This is a genomic window from Curtobacterium sp. ODYSSEY 48 V2, from assembly GCF_023712625.1.
Classification (GTDB): domain Bacteria; phylum Actinomycetota; class Actinomycetes; order Actinomycetales; family Microbacteriaceae; genus Curtobacterium.
This window is the reverse complement of sequence record NZ_JAMAXX010000007.1, coordinates 1-18,512: the sequence shown is the minus strand read 5'-3', so window position 1 is coordinate 18,512 and position 18,512 is coordinate 1. Positions and strand designations below refer to the sequence as shown.

Below are 18,512 nucleotides of genomic sequence, written 5' to 3'. Positions count from 1 at the left end.
CACCGCGACGCGCTACGGTTCGGCCATGACCGCGACACCGGCGGCGGCAGTGCCGCGACGCACCGACCGGCGGGCACTCGTGTCCTGGGCGCTCTGGGACTGGGGGTCCTCGGCGTTCACCGCCGTCGTCACCACCTTCGTCTTCAGCACCTACCTGGCGAGCCGGGCGTTCGTCGACCCGCGGCTCGTCGCTGCCGAGGACTCGTCGACGGCCGCTGCGCAGACGGTCGAGCGGGAGCTGGCGCACAACGCCGCGACGGTGTCGACGGCCCTGACCCTGGCGGGGATCGTCGTGGCGCTCGTCGCACCCGCGGTGGGGCGGCTGGCGGACTCGTCCGGGCACCGCCGCCGGTCCGTGCTCATCGGGACGATCGGGGTGGCGCTGTCGATCGGGGCGATGGTGTTCGTCGCGCCGCAGCAGCCGTACCTGGTGCTCGGCGCAGCGCTCCTCGGCATCGGGACCGTCGCGTACGAGGTCGCCACCGTCGGCTACAACGCGATGCTCGGCCAGGTGGCGTCGGGCCCGCAGACCGGCCGCGTGTCGGCGATCGGCTGGGCCGCCGGGTACTTCGGCGGGATCGTGCTGCTCGTCGTCCTGCTCCTGCTCTGCATCCAGGACTTCGGCACCGAGGGCGTCGCCGGCCTCCTGCAGCTGCCGTCGACCGTCGCGTCCGGGTCGTGGGACGTCCGGGTCGCGATCGGGATCGCCGCGGTGTGGCTCGCGGTCAGCTCGGTCCCGCTCTTCCTGACCGTGCCCGAGGCGGCGCCGGACCGTTCGCGCACGGGCGGTCTGCTCAGCGCCTACCGCGACCTCGGACGGCACGTCGCCCGGCTGTGGCGGGAACGCCGCAACGTCCTGGTCTTCCTGCTCGCGAGCGCCGTGTTCCGCGACGGCGTCGGTGCGGTCTTCACCTTCGGCGGCATCGTCGCCGCACAGGTGTTCGGCTTCAGCCCGTCGCAGGTGATCCTCTTCGCGATCGCGGCGAACGTGGTGGCGGGTGTCGCGACCTTCGCGTCCGGGCGGCTCGACGACCGCTTCGGTTCGCGGGCGGTCATCACGGTCGCGCTCGTCGGGCTCGCGCTCACCGGCATCGGGGTGTTCCTGATCGGGAGCGCGACGGCCGGGTTCTGGGTGCTCGGGCTCACGCTGGCGATCTTCGTCGGGCCGGTGCAGTCGTCGTCCAGGGCGTACCTGGCACGCCTCGCCACCCCGGGACGCGAGGGCGAGCTCTTCGGCCTCTACGCGACGACCGGGCGAGCGGCGTCGTTCCTCGCGCCGGCGCTGTTCGGCATCGCGGTGACGATCGGCGGCTCGACGCGGTACGGGATCATCGGCGTGGTCGTGGTCCTCGTCGCGGGCCTCGTGCTCATGGCGTTCGTGCAGCGGGAGCCCGCGCGGGCGTAGCGCACGGTCCGCTCTCCCCACTCCGGGCCGGCGCTGCCGGTGCGGGTCGAGCACCCGGTCGGAGCACATGCGCCAGGATGGGTGCATGACCGACCAGCGGATCGCCGTCGTCGTCCTCGCCGCCGGGCAGGGCACGCGCATGAAGTCGTCCACCCCGAAGGTGCTGCACCGCCTCGCCGGCCTGCCCCTGCTGGCGCACGTGCTGCGCACGGCGTCCTCGATCGAGCCGGAGCACGTCGCCGTGGTCGTGCGGCACGAGCGCGAGCGCGTCGCGGCCGAGGTCGCCGAGCGTGCCCCCGGGGCGATCGTGGTCGACCAGGACGAGGTCCCCGGCACCGGACGCGCCGTCGAGGTCGCGGTGCAGGCGCTCCCGGCGGACTTCGACGGCTCGGTCGTGGTGCTCTCCGGGGACGTCCCGCTGCTCGACACGGCGTCGCTCCGACGCCTCGTGGACGCGCACGCCGGCAACGCCGTGACCCTGGTCAGTGCGATCGCCCCGGACCCGACGGGGCTCGGCCGGGTCGTCCGCGACGCCGCCGGGGCGTTCGTGCGCGTCGTCGAGCACAAGGACGCCACCGAGGCCGAACGGGCCATCACCGAGGCGAACGCCGGCATCTACGCGTTCGACGTGACCCACCTGCGTGCGGTGCTGCCCTCGCTCACCACGGCCAACGCGCAGGGCGAGAAGTACGTCACCGACGTCCCGTCGCTCGTCGCCGCGCGCGGGGGAGCGATCGACGTCGTCACGCTGACCGACCCGTGGCTCGTCGCCGGCATCAACGACCGCGCGCAGCTCGCCGACGCGGCGCGTGAGCTCAACGCCCGCATCGTCCGTCGGCACCAGCTCGCCGGTGTCACCGTGCAGGACCCGGCGACCACGTGGATCGACGTCGACGTCACCGTCGAGGCCGACGCCGAGATCCTCCCCGGCACGCAGCTCGTCGGGGCGACGGCGATCGCCGCCGGCGCGGTGGTCGGACCGGACACCACGCTCCGCGACACCGAGGTCGGAGCCGGCGCGGTCGTGAACCGCGTCGACGCGACGCTGGCGGTCATCGGCGACGGCGCCACGGTCGGTCCCTTCGCCTACCTGCGACCGGGGACGGTCCTGGGCGAGCACGGCAAGATCGGCACGTTCGTCGAGACGAAGAACGCGGTGATCGGCCGCGGCAGCAAGGTCCCGCACCTGTCGTACATCGGTGACGCCGAGGTCGGCGAGGACTCGAACATCGGGGCCAACACGATCACCGCGAACTACGACGGCGTGCACAAGCACCGCACCGAGGTCGGGTCGAACGTCCGCACGGGCTCGCACAACGTGTTCGTCGCCCCGGTTAGGATTGGTGACGGGGCGTACACCGGCGCGGGTACGACCGTCCGCAAGGACGTACCGGCCGGGTCGCTGGCGATCAGCTACGCCCCGCAGCGCAACACCGACGGATGGGTCGAGGAACACCGACCCGGTTCGCCGGCGGCCGAGGCGGCTCGGCGCGCGCACGGCGAACAGATCTGACGGCGGTCGGGTCGATCGAGACGACCCCGAGCGGGTCAGGGAGTGAGCACCGCACTTGTCCGGAATCAAGACCACGGGCCAGAAACGACTCGTCCTCGTGTCGGGCCGGGCGCACCCGGAACTCTCGGCGCAGATCGCCGACGAGCTCGGAGTCGACCTGGTGCCGACCGATGCCCGGACCTTCGCGAACGGTGAGCTCTACGCCCGCTTCGACGAGTCGGTCCGCGGTTGCGACGCGTTCGTCATCCAGTCGCACACCGCGCCCATCAACGAGTGGCTCATGGAGCAGCTCATCATGGTCGACGCCCTGAAGCGTGCCTCGGCGAAGCGCATCACCGTCGTCGCGCCCTTCTACCCCTACGCGCGCCAGGACAAGAAGGGCCGCGGGCGCGAGCCGATCTCGGCCCGGCTCGTCGCCGACCTGTTCAAGGCCGCCGGTGCCCACCGCATCATGAGCGTCGACCTGCACGCCGCACAGATCCAGGGCTTCTTCGACGGCCCCGTGGACCACCTGTTCGCCATGCCCGTCCTGCTCGAGCGCTTCCAGCAGATCCTCGACCCGAAGACCCTGACCGTGGTGTCGCCCGACATGGGCCGTGTGCGCGTCGCCGACATCTGGTCCGAGAAGCTCGGTGCTCCGCTGGCGATCATCCACAAGCGGCGCGACCCGCTCGTGCCGAACCAGGTGTCCGTGCACGAGATCGTCGGTGACGTCTCCGGCCGCGTGTGCCTGCTCGTCGACGACCTCATCGACACCGGCCGCACCATCGCGAAGGCCGCCGAGGCGCTGAAGAACGCCGGCGCGACCGGCGTGGTCGTCGCGGCGACCCACGCCGTGTTCTCCGACCCGGCCACCGAGCTGCTGCAGAGCGAGTTCATCGACCGCGTCGTCGTCACCGACACGCTGCCCCTGCCCGAGGACAAGCGCTGGGACCGCCTCGAGGTCCTGCCGATCGCGCCGCTCATCGCCCGCGCGATCCACGAGGTCTTCGACGACGGGTCCGTGACCTCCATGTTCGACGGTGCCGCGTAGGCGGACCGGACGCGTGTCGGGCGTGACCCGGCCGGCGGGCTGAGCCGTGCCTCCCGTCCACCCGGCACGCGGTGCCCTGGCTGCCCGTCTGCGGGCGACGGGCAGCGTGTTCGCCGAGGACGAGGCCGACCTGCTGCTCGAGGCCGGCGACGGCGATCCGGTGAAGCTGCGCGGGCTCGTGCAGCGGCGACTCGGCGGTGAGCCGCTCGAGGTCGTGCTCGGCTGGGCCGCGTTCGACGGGCACCGTGTCCGGGTCGTCCCGGGGGTCTTCGTGCCGCGGACCCGCACCACCGTCGTCGCCGAGCAGGCCGCGCGACGCCTGCACCGCTACGACCGGGTCGTCGACCTGTGCTGCGGTGTCGGGGCGATCTCGGTGGCGTTGCTCGGACGGGTCGGCGCACTCGACCTCGTCGCGGCGGACATCGACGCGGACGCCGTCGACGTCGCGGCGGAGAACATCGGCGACCGGGGGATCGTCGTCCTGGGCGACCTGTTCGCGCCGTTGCCCGAGCGCTTCCGCGGTGTCGTCGACGTCATCGCGGTGAACGCACCGTACGTGCCGTCGGACGCGCTGGCCACCATGCCGGCCGAGGCGCGGGAGCACGAGCGGCGCATCGCGCTGGACGGTGGGCCGGACGGGCTCGACGTGCACCGGCGCGTGGCCGCGGGAGCGGGGGAGTGGCTGCGCCCGGGCGGCGCGGTCGTCATCGAGGTCTCGTCGACGCAGGCGCCGCAGTCCGCTGCGCTGTTCGAGGGTGCCGGGTTCACCGTGACGGTCGAGTCCGACGACCAGGTCGAGGGCACGTGCATCGTCGCGGAGCTCCCCGCCTGACACTCGTCCGCCGCGGTACCGTCGCGGTGTGGAGTACTCGTTCGCACTGCCGACCGCAGCGGAGTTCCGGGCCCTGTACGACGAGACCGGGTGGGGTGCGTGGGACCTCGAACGGTTCCGTCGGGCGCTGGCCGGCAGCTGGGTGGTGTGCAGCGCACGCGACGAGACGGGACGTCTGGTCGGCATCGGTCGGCTGATCAGCGACGGCGCCCTGCACGCCTTCGTGACCGAGATGATCGTGGCGGAGGACGCGCGCGGCCGGGGCGTCGGCGGCGAGGTGCTCGCGCGGCTCGTCGACGAGTCGCGCCGTCGTGGGGTCGACGACGTGCAGCTCTTCGCGGCTCGGGGCCGAGCTGCCTTCTACGAGCAGCGTGGCTTCGGACGCCGGCACGAGGACGGACCGGGCATGGACCTCGTGACGGTCGTCGCGGCGCCCGGCAGCGGCAGCGACGGCATCGGCAGCGGGGTCAGCCGGCGCTGACCTGCACCGTGTGCCACCCGGTCGCGCCGTTCGGCGCCGGCGGCCGCTCGACGCTCGTCTGCACCTGACCGTCGGCGCTGACCGCCCGGACCCGGATCGTGTGCGAGCCGGCGTCGGGCGTCCAGCGGTACACCCACTGTCGCCAGGTGTCGGCCGAGACGGAGTCGGCGAGCGTGGCGTCCTGCCACGCGCCGTCGTCGATGCGGACCTGCACGGCCTTCACGCCGGTGTGCGGCTGCCACGCGACGCCGGCGACCGCGACCTGCTGCCCGGCGGTCACCGAGGCACCGCCGCGAGGGGTGTCGATCCGCGACTCGAGCTTCACCGGCCCGCGCTCCGACCACCCGCGGGGTGTCCAGTAGCCCTGGGCGTCGGCGAAGCGGGTGACCTCGAGCTCCGTCACCCACTTCGTCGCGGAGACGTACCCGAACAGCCCGGGGACCACCATCCGCACCGGGAACCCGTGCTCGGCCGGCAGCGGTTCGCCGTTCATCCCGATCGCGAGCAGCGCAGCTGTGCCCTCGTCCTGCAGCACGTCCAGCGGCGTGCCCGCGGAGAACCCGTCGATGCTGCGGGACAGCACCATGTCGGCACCGTCCTGGACACCCGCACGAGCGAGCAGCTCACGGATCGGGTAGCCCAGCCACAGCGCGTTGCCGATCAGGTCGCCGCCGACCTCGTTCGACACGCAGCTGAGCGTGGCCATGTGCTCCTGCAGCGGGAGTGCCAGCAGCTCGTCCCACGTCAGCTCGACCTCGCGGTCGACGGCGCCGTGGATGCGGAGCGACCAGTCTGCGGGGTCGACGGACGGGACCCGCAGCGCGGTGTCGATCCGGTAGAAGTCGGCGTTCGGGGTGACGTAGGGCGTGATCCCGTCGACGTCGAGGGACGCGCCCCCGGGAACGGCGGGCGCGGTCGTCGCCGCACGCGGCAGCCGGACCGCCCGCCGTGCCGCTGCGGCGGCCTGCACCGCCGCGGTGCCGGCTCGCGACGCTCCTCCCACGACGATCGCCGCCACGGCCGTCGTCGCGCTCCACACGAGGAAGGTGCGCCGCTCGGTCGCCGCGGGGCGGGGCGAGGCCGACGGCGCGGCGGTCGCTGCCTCCCACCGGCGGAGGCGACGCAGGAGCACGCGGAGCACGACGATCGCGGCTGCGACGCCGAGGACCGTGGGCGCTCCGTCCCACGTGCCGCTGCCCGATCGGGTGGTGACGGCGATCAGCGCGAGGACCGCACCGGCCGCGAGGACGAGCGCGCCGAACGGCGGGCGGGCACGTTCGAGCACACCGGCGCCAGCGCTGACCGCGGCCGTGACCACGGCCATGAGCACGAAGAGGGCGACCTTGTCCCCGGTGCCGAACAGGCCGACCATCAGGTCCTTCGCCGCCGGGGGAGCGAGGTCGATCACGGCGGAGCCGACGGCCACCAGCGGACTGCCCGCCCCGCCGAGCAGCAGTGCTCCGAGCTCGGCGACCGCCAGGAACGCGGCGATCGCGATCACGCCGCAGACCGCGGCGAGCAGGGCCGGGCGACTGACCGGGGTCGGGGTCGGTGCCTGCTCGGTGGTCGGTGCCGCTGACGTGCTCACCCGTGCAGCGTAGGTCGGCGCCACCGCGGATGGGCTGACAACAGCACGGCGGTGGACGCCTCGGTCCCGCTCCGCGCCGGGTTCGTCGGTCGTGCGCCGCTCCGGGACAGCGCCGCCGACCGCGGCCGTGCGAGGATCGGGAGCGTGTTGGACCGACCAGACCGCGTGCCCAGCGGCCGCCGCGCGCACCGGCCGCGGACGCCGGGGAGCGCTGGCCGCCGGTTCGCGGTCCTGCGGTGGACCCTCGTCGGTGTCTGGACCGCGCTCGTCGTCAGCCGCATCGTGGTCGTGGCGGCAGCGCCGCAGACCGACCTGGCGTTCCTCGGCATCGCCGAGCTCGTCGCGATCTCCGTCGGCGTGGTCGGGCTCGTCGTCGCCGTCGTCCGCGCCCGCGCGATCCGTCGGCGACGCGCGGACGAAGCGCTCGCACTGGCCATCCGTCGCATCGACCCGACGGTCTGGCTGGTCCCCGCGGCGCCGACACCGGAACTGCGACAGGACGTGCTGCGGGCCCGCCCCGAGGCCACCCTGGGCGAGCGCGTGACCTGGGCGTTCGGAGCCACCGAGGCGTCGCTCTGGGAACTCGAGGAGCGCCGGGCGACGCGGCTGCTCGTGATCCGCTGGAGCCGGATGGTGCACGTCGGGGTCGAGGACGTCCCGGGGGAGCGCGACGCGAGCGCCGTGGCGATGCACTACGTCCGACCGGACGACTCCGCTGCCGTCGCGACGTTCTTCGTCCGCTCGTCGCCCGGGTCCCGACGGCTGCTCGGACGGGGACCTCGGCTCGAGCGACTCGTCGCCGACCTCGCGCGGGAGCGGATCGTGGCCTGACCGCGTCGCCCGTGTCCGGCCCCGGGGCCGAACGGATCGACCGACCGGCCGCGGCAGCTGCCTCCTCCGGCCGGGCGGCAGCACGCCCCGCTGACCCGGCGGGAGCACGCCCCGCCGACTCTGCGGCAGCAGGCCCCGCCGACCCGGCGGGAACACGCCCCGTCGACTCTGCGGCAGCAGGCCCCGCCGTCCGACGGGGCCTGCTGCCCGACCGGGTCAGTGCGTGGAGGGTTCCTGCTCGACCTCGCGCCGGCCGTCCTCGGACCACAGCGTGTGGAACGTGCCGTCCTTGTCGACGCGCTGGTAGGTGTGCGCTCCGAAGAAGTCACGCTGCCCCTGGATGAGCGCCGCCGGCAGTCGATCGGACGCGAGCGAGTCGAAGTACGCCAGCGCGGACGAGAACCCCGGGGCGGGGATGCCGGACGCAGCGGCGATGCCGACGATGCGACGCCAGGCCGCTTCGCCCTCGGCGACGGCGTCCGCGAAGTACGGGTCGACCAGCAGGCTCTCGAGCGCGGGGTTCTTGTCGTACGCCTCGACGATGCGGTTGAGGAACTGGGCGCGGATGATGCAGCCACCGCGCCAGATCTTCGCGACCGCGCCGAGGTCGATGTCCCAGTCGTACTCCTTCGCCCCGGCGATGATGAGGTCGAAGCCCTGCGCGTACGCGACCACCTTCGACGCGTACAGCGCGGCCCGGACGTCGTCCTCGAACGTGTCGGGGACGTCGACCACGTCCGGTCGGTTCGTCACGGAGCGCTGGACGGCTGCGCGCTGCGACGGCTTCGAGGACACCGCGCGGGCGAAGACAGCCTCACCGATGCCGGAGACGGGGATGCCGAGCCCGACCGCGTTCTGCACCGTCCACACACCCGTGCCCTTGGAACCGGCCTCGTCACGGATGACGTCGACGAGCGGCTTCCCGGAGTCGGCGTCCTGCTGCTTGAGGACCTCGCCGGTGATCTCGATCAGGTAGGACTCGAGGTCGCCCTCGTTCCACTTCTCGTAGATCTGGACGAGTTCGTCGACCGAGTGTCCGCCGGCACGACGGAGCAGGTCGTAGGACTCGGCGATCAACTGCATGTCCGCGTACTCGATGCCGTTGTGGACCATCTTGACGAAGTGACCGGCGCCGTCGGTACCGATGTGCGTCACGCACGGCTCGCCCTCGGCCACCGCGGCGATCGACTTCAGGATCGGGCCGAGGGTCTCCCACGCCTCGTCCGAGCCGCCGGGCATGATCGACGGGCCCTTCAGCGCGCCCTCCTCGCCACCCGAGATGCCGGTGCCGACGAAGTTCAGGCCCTGCTCACGCAGGTCGTGCTCGCGGCGGATGGTGTCGTGGAAGTTGGCGTTGCCGCCGTCGACGATGATGTCGCCTTCCTCGAAACGGTCGGCGAGCTGCTCGATGACGGCGTCGGTGCCCTTGCCCGCCTGCACCATGATGATCGCGGTGCGCGGCTTCGACAGCGACGCGACGAAGCCGTCGATGTCCTCGGACGCGATGAACCCCATGTCGCCGTGCTCGTCCAGCAACTCCTGGGTGCGCGCGTAGGTGCGGTTGTACACCGCGACCGTGTTGCCCTCGCGCGAGGCGAGGTTGCGGGCCAGGTTCGACCCCATCACCGCCAGACCGACGACACCGATGTTCGCCGTGCCGCCGTCGTCGTGCTGTTCGTTGTCCGCCACCTGAGTCTCCTTCGTCCTGACGTGTCGCGGCCCACGGTACGACCGACACCTGGGGTCGGCACGGGGATCCGGTCAACTGGGGACGGGAAGCGGACGACCCGTACTGTGGAGGGATGACCGACCACGACGTCCTCCCGCCCGTGCTCGTGATGGGTGTCTCCGGCTCGGGCAAGTCCACGATCGGTCAGGCGCTGGCCGACGCGCTCGCCGAGCAGGGCCAGCCGAGCACGTTCGTCGACGCCGACGACCTCCACCCGGCCGCCAACAAGGAGAAGATGCGGCAGGGTACGCCGCTGACCGACGAGGACCGATGGCCGTGGCTGGACGCCTGCGCGGCACGGATCGCCGAGGTGCAGGCGTCGGGGCGCCGGTGCGTCATGGCGAACTCCGCGCTGAAGCGCGTCTACCGCGACCGGCTGCGCAGCGCGGCACCCGACCTGGTGATCGCCTTCCTCGACGGGTCGCACGACCTCATCGCCGAGCGCCAGGCGCACCGTCACCACGAGTACATGCCGTCGTCGCTGCTCGACTCGCAGTTCGCGACCCTCGAGCGGCCCCAGCCCGACGAGACCGTCGTCGCGGTGTCCATCGAGGGGTCGGTCGACGACACCGTGGCGACGATCACGTCGGCGCTGGCGGTCACTTCCGGCTGAGCTCCGCGAGCCGCGAGCGGTACTCGTCCGCGTCGATGTCACCCCGGGCGAACCGGTCGGCGAGGACGGCCCGGGCATCGGACCGCGCCCGCCAGCCGCCGCGACGCAGGACGCCGAACACGACGGCGGTGGCCAGGAGCACCAGCAGGAAGAACGCCGGGAACAGGAAGAAGGGCGGCCCGCCGTGCCCGAGGGGGCCGACGGCGGCGAAGGTGGTGAGAGCGGTGTGCACGGTTGCCTCCTGGGCGGATCGTGTCGCCCGGTCGGGCGACGTTCCCAGCATCCGGTCCGGAGGCTCGTCCCGCGTCCGCCACGGAGGCCGACTCCCGCCTGCTCCCGCAGCCGTACGACCGGTCCTCCTGCACCGCCGACTACTCCCGTGGGAGTAGTCCACAGCTCCTGCCACGACCCGATGCCGTGCCGCCGAGGCGACCCTAGGCTCGGACGCATGCACCGCACCCCCACTGCCGCCGCCGAGGCGACCGACGACCAGCGAGACGGCGTCCGTCGCTTCGCCCGGTTCGGTCGGGTGCTGCCGGTCGCACTCGTGCAGATCGTGGGGACCCTGCTGGCGGCGCGTTTCCCGAACGGGCCGACCGACACCGTCGGCCCTCGCGGTGGCCCGCCCTGGGCGACCCACGTCCTCGGCTCCTCGATCGTCGACGCAGCGCAGCCGGGTCCACTCGCGATCGTGCTGCTCGTCGTCGGGGTGCTCGTCCTGCCGTGGCGCTGGCGGTGGCCGACGGGCGTCCTCGCCGTGACACTCGTGACGACGATCGGCTACGCCCTGCTGGTCAGTCCGCGGGGGCCGTTCGTGGCCGCGCTGACGATGGCGGCGGTGAACGCGTGGCTGCACGGGCGCCGCACCGCAGTGGGTGTCGCGCTCGGACTGGCCGTCACGCTGCTGCCGACCGCCGACGAGTTCCTCGGCCGTGCACCCGCGCGGAACCTCGACGCGGTCGTCCTCGCCGTCGCCTGGGCAGCGGTGACCCTGTCCGTGGCGGAGCTCGTCCGCGTCCGTCTCGACCGCGTCGCGGACCGACGGCGTCGGCGCGCTGCCGCAGAGCAGGAACGCGCCCGTGACGAGCGCGTCCGCATCGCCCGTGAGCTCCACGACTCCGTCGCCCACAGCATGTCGCTCATCAACCTGCAGGCGGGTGTCGCGCTCCACCTGGGGTCCGCGCTCCCCGAGCAGACCCGCACCTCGTTGGCCGACATCCGTGAGACGAGCCGCGAGGCACTGGTCGAGCTGCGGACGATCCTCGGGGTCCTCCGGTCGGTCGACGGGTCCGGGGACCGGGTCGTTGACAGGACGGACGGACCGACCGGCGGAACGGCCGACCGCGGGTCCGCCGGGAGCGAGCCGCACCTCGGCGCCCCGGACCGCACCCCCGTCCCGGGGCTCGACCGCCTGGCGGACCTGGTCGAGCGGGCACGCGCGGCCGGGGTCGACATCAGCGCGGCGGTCGAGGGTGACCCTGCACCGGTGGACCGGACCACGGACCGCACGGCCTTCCGGATCGTGCAGGAGTCGGTGACGAACGTGATGAAGCACGCTCCCGAGCACCGCGCCCGCATCGCGGTGCGGTTCGGACCGGAGATCGTGGACCTGTCGGTCGAGGACTCCCCGGCCCCGGACCGTGACCCGGCCGACGCCCGGGTCACGCCGCTGCTCGGACCGTCCGGCAACGGCATCATCGGGATGCGCGAGCGGGCCTCCGCCGTCGGTGGCACCCTGTCGGCCGGACCCACGCCGGACGGCGGGTGGCGCGTCGTCGCACGACTGCCCTCGACCGTCGCCGCGCGGTCGTCGGACGCGGACGCGGCCGAGCACGAGGACGAGCACGAGGACGAGGACGAGGAGCGATCGTGACGACCACCGACGAGGCCATCCGGGTCGTGCTCGTGGACGACCAGGTGCTCATCCGCGCCGGGCTCCGCGCCCTGGTCGACGCCGAACCGGGGATGACCGTGGTCGGCGAGGCCGGCGACGGTGACTCGGCCGTCGCGGCGGTCCGGCGTGAGCGTCCGGACGTCGTGCTGATGGACATCCGGATGCCGGGCACGGACGGGCTCGTCGCGACCCAGCGCATCTCGGCGGATCCGGACCTCGACGGCGTGCACGTGGTGATCCTCACCACCTTCGAGGAGGACTCGTACGTGTTCGAGGCGATCCGTGGCGGTGCGGCCGGCTTCCTCGTGAAGGACACCGAACCCGCCGAACTGCTCCGCGCCGTCCGTACCGTGCACGCCGGGGAGTCGTTGCTGTCGCCGGGTCCGACGCGCTCGCTCGTCGCCGCCTACGCAACGCACGCGAAGCCGTCCGCGCTGGCCCCGTCCCTCGACGTCCTCACTGAACGCGAGCGCCAGGTCATGCAACTCGTCGCCCTCGGCCTGACCAACACGGAGATCGCCGAGCGGCTCTTCGTCAGTCCGATGACCACGAAGACGCACGTCTCGCGCGCCATGATCAAGCTCGGTGCCCGCGACCGCGCGCAGTTGGTCGTCTTCGCCTACGAGACCGGGCTGGTCACTCCGGGATGGCAGCCGTGATCAGGCCCGGTGCGCGAGGACGGCCGCGTGCGGGCGCGCTCCGTCGTCGGAGCGTCGGTGCACGGCGTCGACCGTGAGACCCGCGTCCTCGATCGCAGCGACCATCCGCTCGACGGGCCATCGGTGGGCGGTCGTCACCGCGTGGTCGAACGGCTCGAGCGTCGGACCCTCGAAGAACCCGACGAGCAGCCCGCCCCCGGGTGCCAGGATCCGGCGGCACTCCGCGAGCGCGACCGGCACCCGGTCCGGACGGTGGTGCACGAGCGAGTACCAGGAGAGCACACCGCCGACACCGCCGTCGGACAGACCGGTCGCCTCGATCGTCCCGGTCCGGAAGTCGACCTCGGGAGCGGCAGCGCGCGCGAGCTCGACGAACCGCGGTACGGGCTCGATCCCGATGACGGCGTGGCCACGACGGTGCAGGTGCGCGGTCCAATGGCCGGGTCCGCATCCCACGTCGAGCAGGAGTCCGTGCGTCGTGTCCGCCCAGTCCTCGACGAGCGTCCGGTCCTCGGGGTGAACGGCGTCCATGGACCCGAGGACCTCGGCGTACTCGTCCGCCCGGTCGTCGTAGGCCGCCACGACACGGGCGTCCGCTCGAGCTGCTGCGCTCGGGGCGCTCATCGAGGCAGGGTCCACGGGGCGACGCTACCGCCGACCGCCGACCGCCGACCGCCGACCGCCGACGTACCGACGGGCGCACGACCGGGGCCGCTGCTGCCCGACGGTGAGCGGTGGGCGCACGACAGCGGGGTCGAGCCCCCCGGAGGTGACCCGACCCCGCCGTGCGGAGCGCCGGACGCCGGGTCAGTCAGACGACCGACGGGACCGTCGTCGGCTGATGAGCACGGTCAGCCCGGGCACGAGGAGCGCGAGCGCCAGCGCCACCGCAGCACCGACGGTCGTCCCCGTGTAGGCGAGTCGGCCGGCGGACAGGGCCTGCGCCGCGCCGGTCCGCTCGTGACCGCTGCCGATCGGCGCGTCACCGCCCCTGGTACCGGCACCGGTGCCACCAGGACGGCCGCCGTCACCGTCACCGGGGTTCCCCGGGCCATCGGTCCCGTCGCCTGCCCCCGGGTCCCCGCCGTCGTCCCCACCACCGCCGTCCCCACCGTCGCCGGGTCCGGCCTCGACCAGGCCGGCATCGACGGTCGTGTCGCGGCGCACCCCCTCGAGCGCACCCTCCGCGCTCGTGACCCGGTCGATCATGACCGCCGCGGTCTCACCGTCCGGTCCGGCGTCGGAGTCGACCGCCGGGTCGTCGCCGACGTGCTCCTCGGTGAAGTGCATGCCGTCGGGCGCCGTGAAGTGCACGCGGTAGTCGCCCGGCCGCAGCCCGTCGAACCGGTACCCACCCTCGTCGTCGGTGGTCGCACGGCGATCGACCGCGTCGCCGTGGTCGTCGGTCCCGGTCAGGGCGACGGGGACGCCCCGGACGCCGGGCTCGTCGTCGTCCTGCAGGCCGTCGTCGTTCCGGTCGTCCCACACCCGGTCACCGATCATGCCGGCGACGACCCGGACCGTCGACGGGTTCGACTGCACCGGGAGCGCCAGGTCGGACGTCCGCAGGCCGAACCGGTTCACGTAGCGGTCGCCGTCGTGCGCGCCGCTCGTCGCGAGCACGAGCCGGTGCGTGACGGTCTCGCCGGCGGGGACCGGCGTCTGCCGTTCGATCCGGACGGCGGTCACCCGGTCGAGTGCGTCCGGGCAGCCGCTCGCACCGAACTCGTCCTCGGTGCACCAGTGGGTCGTACCGCCGGGCTGGTTGCTCGGGTCGGCACCGTCGGGGGAGACGTCGGCGGCCTCGGTGTCGGTGTACCGGACGACCTCACCGGCGTCGGGGTCGGTGGGGACCGGCGCCGCGAGTCCGACGGTGCCGTGGAAGTCCGAGCCTCGTGCGTCTCCGTGGTGCGGGAGCACGTCGATCAGGTCGAGGCCGCCGATCGCGGCGTCGTCGGTGTTCGTGACGTCGAGGTCCCACTCCGGATCGTCGCCGGTCACGACGACGGGGGCAGGCGTGCGCTTCTCGACCCCGACCCCGCCGGTGGTCACGACCTCCAGGCCGCGCTCGGCGGTGCGCCAGCGCTCGTCGGACCGGTCGGCCGGTGACGCCACGGTCACCGTGTTGCTGATCGGACCGGCCGGCGCCGAGCGGTCGATCCGCGCCGTGTAGGTGATCGGGGTGATGCGGCTGTTCGGTTCCACGTCGTGCAGCGTCCAGGTCAGACGCTGGTGCTCCTGGCCGTCGGCACCCGGCACCGTGTCGACCTCGGGGGTCCTCGACGCACTGTCCTCGACGTACGAGGTGTGCGCGGGCAGGACGTCACGGACGGTCACGTCGGTGGGGCGTCCGTCGGCGAAGCCGTTCGTCAGGGTCGGCCGGAGCGCGTAGTCGACGGTGTTGCCGGGGACGACCGAGCTCGTCCGGTCCGGGGTGTCCGCAGCGTCGGTACCCGGATCGACGACGACCTTGTCGACGCGGACCAGGTCCTCGGTGAGCACCACGCTGTCGGCCAGCCCGCCGGCACCGAGCCCGGGGTCCTGGTGGTCGTGCACCCACTCGGGCCGGTGGTCACCGAAGCGGGCGTGCCCGAAGTCGTACACCCGGGTTCCGTCGGGCGCGCGCTGCGTCGTCACCGTGGAGTACAGGCCGCCGCTCGCGCCGCCGGCCAGGTCGCCGGTGACGCGGACCGCCCCGACCGCCGCGATGCCGCCGGGGACCTCCGCCGGGTCGTCGAACCAGGGACCGTCGCCGTCGTCGCAGGTGCGGACCTGGCCTGCCGGCGGTGACGCCATGTCGTACGCGGCGTACTGCACGTGCGCGTGCTCGAGGCCGCTCGACCACGCAGGAGCCCGCCCCGCCACCGTCGTCAGGCGCTGCGTCCGGCGGTCGAAGGTGTCGCAGAGCGCTGCGCCGCGGAAGGGTGCGAGACCGGTGTTCGCCATCGTGACGTCACTGCGGAGTCGGGTGCCGCCCGTGGCCCACGGGTCCCCGTCCTTCGCCGATCCGGCGGTCACGCCGCTGCCGTCGCTCCCGAGGCGCCAGAGCCGCTTGCCTGCGCTGCCCGGTCCGAGTTCGACGAGGTTCCGCCGGGCGCTGTTGTCGGCCGTCGGCTCCGACCCGCCGGGGAAGTTCGGTGTCCCGCTGACCGAGGTCGTCTGCAGCGGCGTGAAGGTGTTCACCGACTCGACGGACGTCGGCACCGACGGGGTGGGCATCCACAGCGAGATCCACCCGCTCACGACGTACGGCTTCGCGCCGCCGCTGATCGGGCCGCCGCCGATGTTGCGCCCCGGCATGCGCGCGGCGTCCGTCACGGCGCCGTGGATCGTCACGTCGACCTCGCCGCCCGGCGCTGCCTGCGTGCAGGTGACGGTGCCGGAGTCGGCCACGGCTCGGTCGCCCCCGCCGCGGCCGCCCGGCAGACCGCCGAACTGCACGCCGTCCTCGCCGTTGCGGCCGCAGGCGGGTCGACCGCCGTTCCAGAGCACCGCGCCCGACGGTCGGTCGCCGAGCAGGTGGGACAGGTCGTCGGTGAAGTGCATGTCGCCCGTGCTCCGCTCGAAGCCGAGCAGGCCCTGCCCGGGGACGGGGGACTGCCAGTCGACGGTGATCGGGTAGCGCAGTTGCACGCCGGGGGTGCCGTCCGGCCCCGGCACGTCCGTCCGCAGGGTCGAGCCCACCACGGCCTTGCTGAGGTTGTACCGCGGCGCGGCGGACACGACGGTCGTCGCCGACGTGACCGGTGCGGTGGGCTCGGCGTCGTCCGCGGTCGCGGTGCCGGTCACGGCGATGCGGTCACCGTTCCGCAGGTCCCCGGAGACGTCGAGCACGGCCGGCACGGCGACGGCGTGCCCCGAGGGGACGTCGCCGAGGTCGCAGGTGAGCCGCTGGCCCTCGACCGCCGACCCGGCACCCGTGCACGCGAGCGGGACCCCCGCCCAACCCGTGCCCGCCGGAGCGTCGAGGACGAAGCGCTCGTGGTGCGCGGTCCCGTCGACGGCGTTCACCGTGACCCGGTACGTGACGGCGTCGCGGGTCCGGACGATGCCGTTCGCGGGACCCCGGTCCCCGCCCGGGCCGTCGTCCGGCGTGAAGGGCCCGCGGCCGTCGGCGGCGACCTCGACGGCCAGGCCGACCAACGCCGCCGGCGCGGTCGCGGCAGCGGCAGCACCGGCCGGTCCGAGCAGGACCGAGGGGACCGCGAGGGCCACTGCCCCCAGGGCGCCGACCGCGCGGCCGAGCGAGGGCGGCCCGTCGGGTCCGCCGGGTCGGCCGGGTCGGCCGGAGCGGGCAGGGGCGGGCGAGGGAGGACGTTCGGACGACGGACGACGAGACATGGCGCTCCTCGGTCGGAGATCGGATGGACGACGGACGCCTCACCCTGACCCCGCCGACGCCGCAGGACCGAACACTCCGCATGTCACATGTGCGGCATCCCGCTCAGAGCTTGAACGTCGCCCGCGGGATGTCCGACACGATCCTCCGTGCCGTCCGCACCGCGTCCTCCTCGGAGAGCTGGTGCGACACCACGAGCGACGCCAGGTACGCCGCATCGGCCCGTCGTGCCATGTCGTGCCGTGCCGGGATCGAGCAGTACGCCCGGGTGTCGTCGATGAACCCGGAGGTCTTCGTGAACCCGGCGGAGTCCGTCACCGCCGCCCGGTAGCGGCCGATCGCCGCCGGGGTGTCGATGAACCACCACGGGGCGCCCGCGTACACGGCGGGGTAGAAGCCTGCCAGGGGGCCGATCTCGCGCGAGAAGACGGTCTCGTCCACGGTGAACAGCACGAGGTGGAAGCCGGGTGCGGTCCCGAAGGCCTCGAGCAGCGGCCGGAGCGGCTCCGTGAACGCGCCGACGGCCGGCAGGTCGTGGCCCGTGTCCGGGCCGAACCGCTCGAGGGTCGGCATGTGGTGGTTCCGGAGCACGCCCGGATGCAGCTGCATGACGAGGCCGTCGTCGACGCTCATCTCCGCCCACCGGTAGAGCATGTCGTGGCGGTAGGCGACCGCCTCGGCCGCGGTGACGCCCGACGGGCCCTGCATCGCCGCCGCGTGGATGCGCGAGCGCTCGGTCGCGGACAGCGGCGCGGATCCCGCGTCGAGCACGCCGGTGTCGGTGGCGGTCGCGCCGTGCTCGATGAAGTACCGGCGCCGGTCCCGGAGGGCCGCCAGCAGCCCGTCGTGGGTGCCGGTGTCGATGCCGGACGCCTCGCCGATCGACGCGACCACGTGCCTCCAGTCCGGGCGTGACGGGTCGAACACGGCATCCGCGCGGAAGGTGGGGAGCACCCGACCGGTGAAGGAGGGGTCGGCGGCGAGCCGTGCGTGCGCTGCGAGGTCGTCCGCGGGGCCGTCGGTGGTCGCGAGCACCTCGATCCCGAAGGAGTCGAACAGCGCGCGGGGTCGGAGCGCCGGCGTCGCGAGCGCGGCTGCGATGCGGTCGTACTGCGCGTCCGCGTTCGCGGCCGACGGCTGCTCGGTCAGACCGAAGACGTCGTGCAGCTCGGTCTCGAACCAGTAGCGGACCGGCGTGCCGGCGAAGTCGTCCCAGTGCTCGGCGAGCCGGCGCCAGACCTCCCGGCCGTCGGGGTCCGGGTGCGTGCCCGTCAGGTCGCGGCGACCCAGTTCCTGCAACCCGACCCCGTTCGCGTGCAGCAGGCGCAGGACGTAGTGGTCGGGCGTGACCAGCAGCGCAGCGGGGTCCGGGAACGGCTGGTCGTCCGCGATGAGCGCCGCGTCGACGTGCCCGTGCGGGGAGATGATCGGGGCGTCGCGGACCGCCTCGTAGACGGTGCGGGCGACCGAGCGCGTCCCCGGGTCCGCCGGGAACAGCCGGTCGGGGTGCGGTGCGAGCGGCGTGGTGGTGCTGGTGGAGGGCATCATCGGCTCCTTCGGGCAGGCGGGCGAGGTCGGGCGAGCGGCGGGTGGGC

Annotated in this window: 15 protein-coding genes; 9 read left to right on the top strand and 6 right to left on the bottom strand. The window is 73.5% G+C overall.

Going from position 1 to position 18,512, the window contains the following annotated elements:
* Positions 1-25 precede the first annotated feature (25 nt).
* The 5 genes from M3666_RS11720 (at position 26) to M3666_RS11700 (ending at position 5,264) form a co-directional block, all read left to right on the top strand.
* Positions 26-1,405, top strand: a complete 1,380-nt coding sequence (locus tag M3666_RS11720; protein WP_066652465.1) for an MFS transporter — start codon at positions 26-28, stop codon at positions 1,403-1,405.
* An 85-nt stretch (positions 1,406-1,490) separates the two neighbouring features.
* Positions 1,491-2,918 (top strand): bifunctional UDP-N-acetylglucosamine diphosphorylase/glucosamine-1-phosphate N-acetyltransferase GlmU, encoded by a 1,428-nt coding sequence (gene glmU, locus M3666_RS11715; RefSeq protein WP_209683812.1) that lies wholly within the window; start codon positions 1,491-1,493, stop codon positions 2,916-2,918.
* 55 nt (positions 2,919-2,973) lie between these two features.
* Positions 2,974-3,951 carry a ribose-phosphate diphosphokinase gene (locus M3666_RS11710; RefSeq protein ID WP_066652469.1) on the top strand — a complete coding sequence of 326 codons (978 nt, stop codon included), beginning with the start codon at positions 2,974-2,976 and terminating at the stop codon, positions 3,949-3,951.
* Positions 3,952-3,997: 46 nt separating this feature from the next.
* Entirely contained in the window at positions 3,998-4,783 is a 786-nt protein-coding gene (locus M3666_RS11705) for a putative protein N(5)-glutamine methyltransferase (RefSeq protein WP_251155293.1), read from the top strand.
* Positions 4,784-4,811: 28 nt separating this feature from the next.
* Entirely contained in the window at positions 4,812-5,264 is a 453-nt protein-coding gene (locus M3666_RS11700; protein ID WP_251155292.1) for a GNAT family N-acetyltransferase, read from the top strand.
* Here M3666_RS11700 and M3666_RS11695 read toward each other — a convergent pair.
* Complete coding sequence (locus M3666_RS11695; RefSeq protein ID WP_251155291.1) at positions 5,251-6,852, bottom strand: molybdopterin-dependent oxidoreductase; 1,602 nt, start codon at positions 6,850-6,852, stop codon at positions 5,251-5,253. The genes M3666_RS11700 and M3666_RS11695 overlap by 14 nt on opposite strands.
* A 144-nt stretch (positions 6,853-6,996) precedes the next feature.
* Here M3666_RS11695 and M3666_RS11690 point away from each other — a divergent pair, with 144 nt between their 5' ends.
* On the top strand, positions 6,997-7,683 hold the full coding sequence (locus M3666_RS11690; protein ID WP_251155290.1) for a hypothetical protein: 687 nt from the start codon (positions 6,997-6,999) through the stop codon (positions 7,681-7,683).
* A gap of 216 nt (positions 7,684-7,899) precedes the next feature.
* Here M3666_RS11690 and gndA read toward each other — a convergent pair whose 3' ends face one another.
* Positions 7,900-9,372, bottom strand: coding sequence for an NADP-dependent phosphogluconate dehydrogenase (gene gndA / locus M3666_RS11685; protein ID WP_081984671.1), 1,473 nt, complete (start codon positions 9,370-9,372; stop codon positions 7,900-7,902).
* Between the two features lie 113 nt (positions 9,373-9,485).
* On the opposite strand from gndA, the gene M3666_RS11680 reads away from it, so the two are divergent.
* Positions 9,486-10,025 (top strand): gluconokinase, encoded by a 540-nt coding sequence (locus M3666_RS11680; RefSeq protein WP_209683801.1) that lies wholly within the window; start codon positions 9,486-9,488, stop codon positions 10,023-10,025.
* On the opposite strand, the gene M3666_RS11675 is transcribed toward M3666_RS11680, so the two are convergent.
* Complete coding sequence (locus M3666_RS11675) at positions 10,012-10,257, bottom strand: SHOCT domain-containing protein (RefSeq protein WP_209683798.1); 246 nt, start codon at positions 10,255-10,257, stop codon at positions 10,012-10,014. The genes M3666_RS11680 and M3666_RS11675 overlap by 14 nt on opposite strands.
* A 216-nt stretch (positions 10,258-10,473) precedes the next feature.
* On the opposite strand from M3666_RS11675, the gene M3666_RS11670 reads away from it, so the two are divergent.
* Both M3666_RS11670 and M3666_RS11665 read left to right on the top strand, forming a co-directional pair.
* Positions 10,474-11,898, top strand: a complete 1,425-nt coding sequence (locus M3666_RS11670; protein WP_251155289.1) for a sensor histidine kinase — start codon at positions 10,474-10,476, stop codon at positions 11,896-11,898.
* Positions 11,895-12,578, top strand: a complete 684-nt coding sequence (locus M3666_RS11665) for a response regulator transcription factor (protein WP_251155288.1) — start codon at positions 11,895-11,897, stop codon at positions 12,576-12,578. The genes M3666_RS11670 and M3666_RS11665 overlap by 4 nt, the downstream gene beginning before the upstream one ends.
* Here the strand turns inward: M3666_RS11665 and M3666_RS11660 are convergent, their stop codons facing one another.
* The 3 genes from M3666_RS11660 to uxaC all read right to left on the bottom strand — a co-directional run bounded on the left by M3666_RS11660 (position 12,579) and on the right by uxaC (position 18,462).
* Positions 12,579-13,202 (bottom strand): class I SAM-dependent methyltransferase, encoded by a 624-nt coding sequence (locus M3666_RS11660; RefSeq protein WP_251155287.1) that lies wholly within the window; start codon positions 13,200-13,202, stop codon positions 12,579-12,581.
* 183 nt (positions 13,203-13,385) lie between these two features.
* Entirely contained in the window at positions 13,386-16,793 is a 3,408-nt protein-coding gene (locus M3666_RS17105; protein WP_251155286.1) for an SdrD B-like domain-containing protein, read from the bottom strand.
* Positions 16,794-17,022: 229 nt separating this feature from the next.
* A complete protein-coding gene (gene uxaC, locus M3666_RS11650; RefSeq protein WP_251155411.1) occupies positions 17,023-18,462 on the bottom strand; it encodes a glucuronate isomerase in 1,440 nt (479 codons plus the stop codon).
* Between the last annotated feature and the right edge of the window lie 50 nt (positions 18,463-18,512).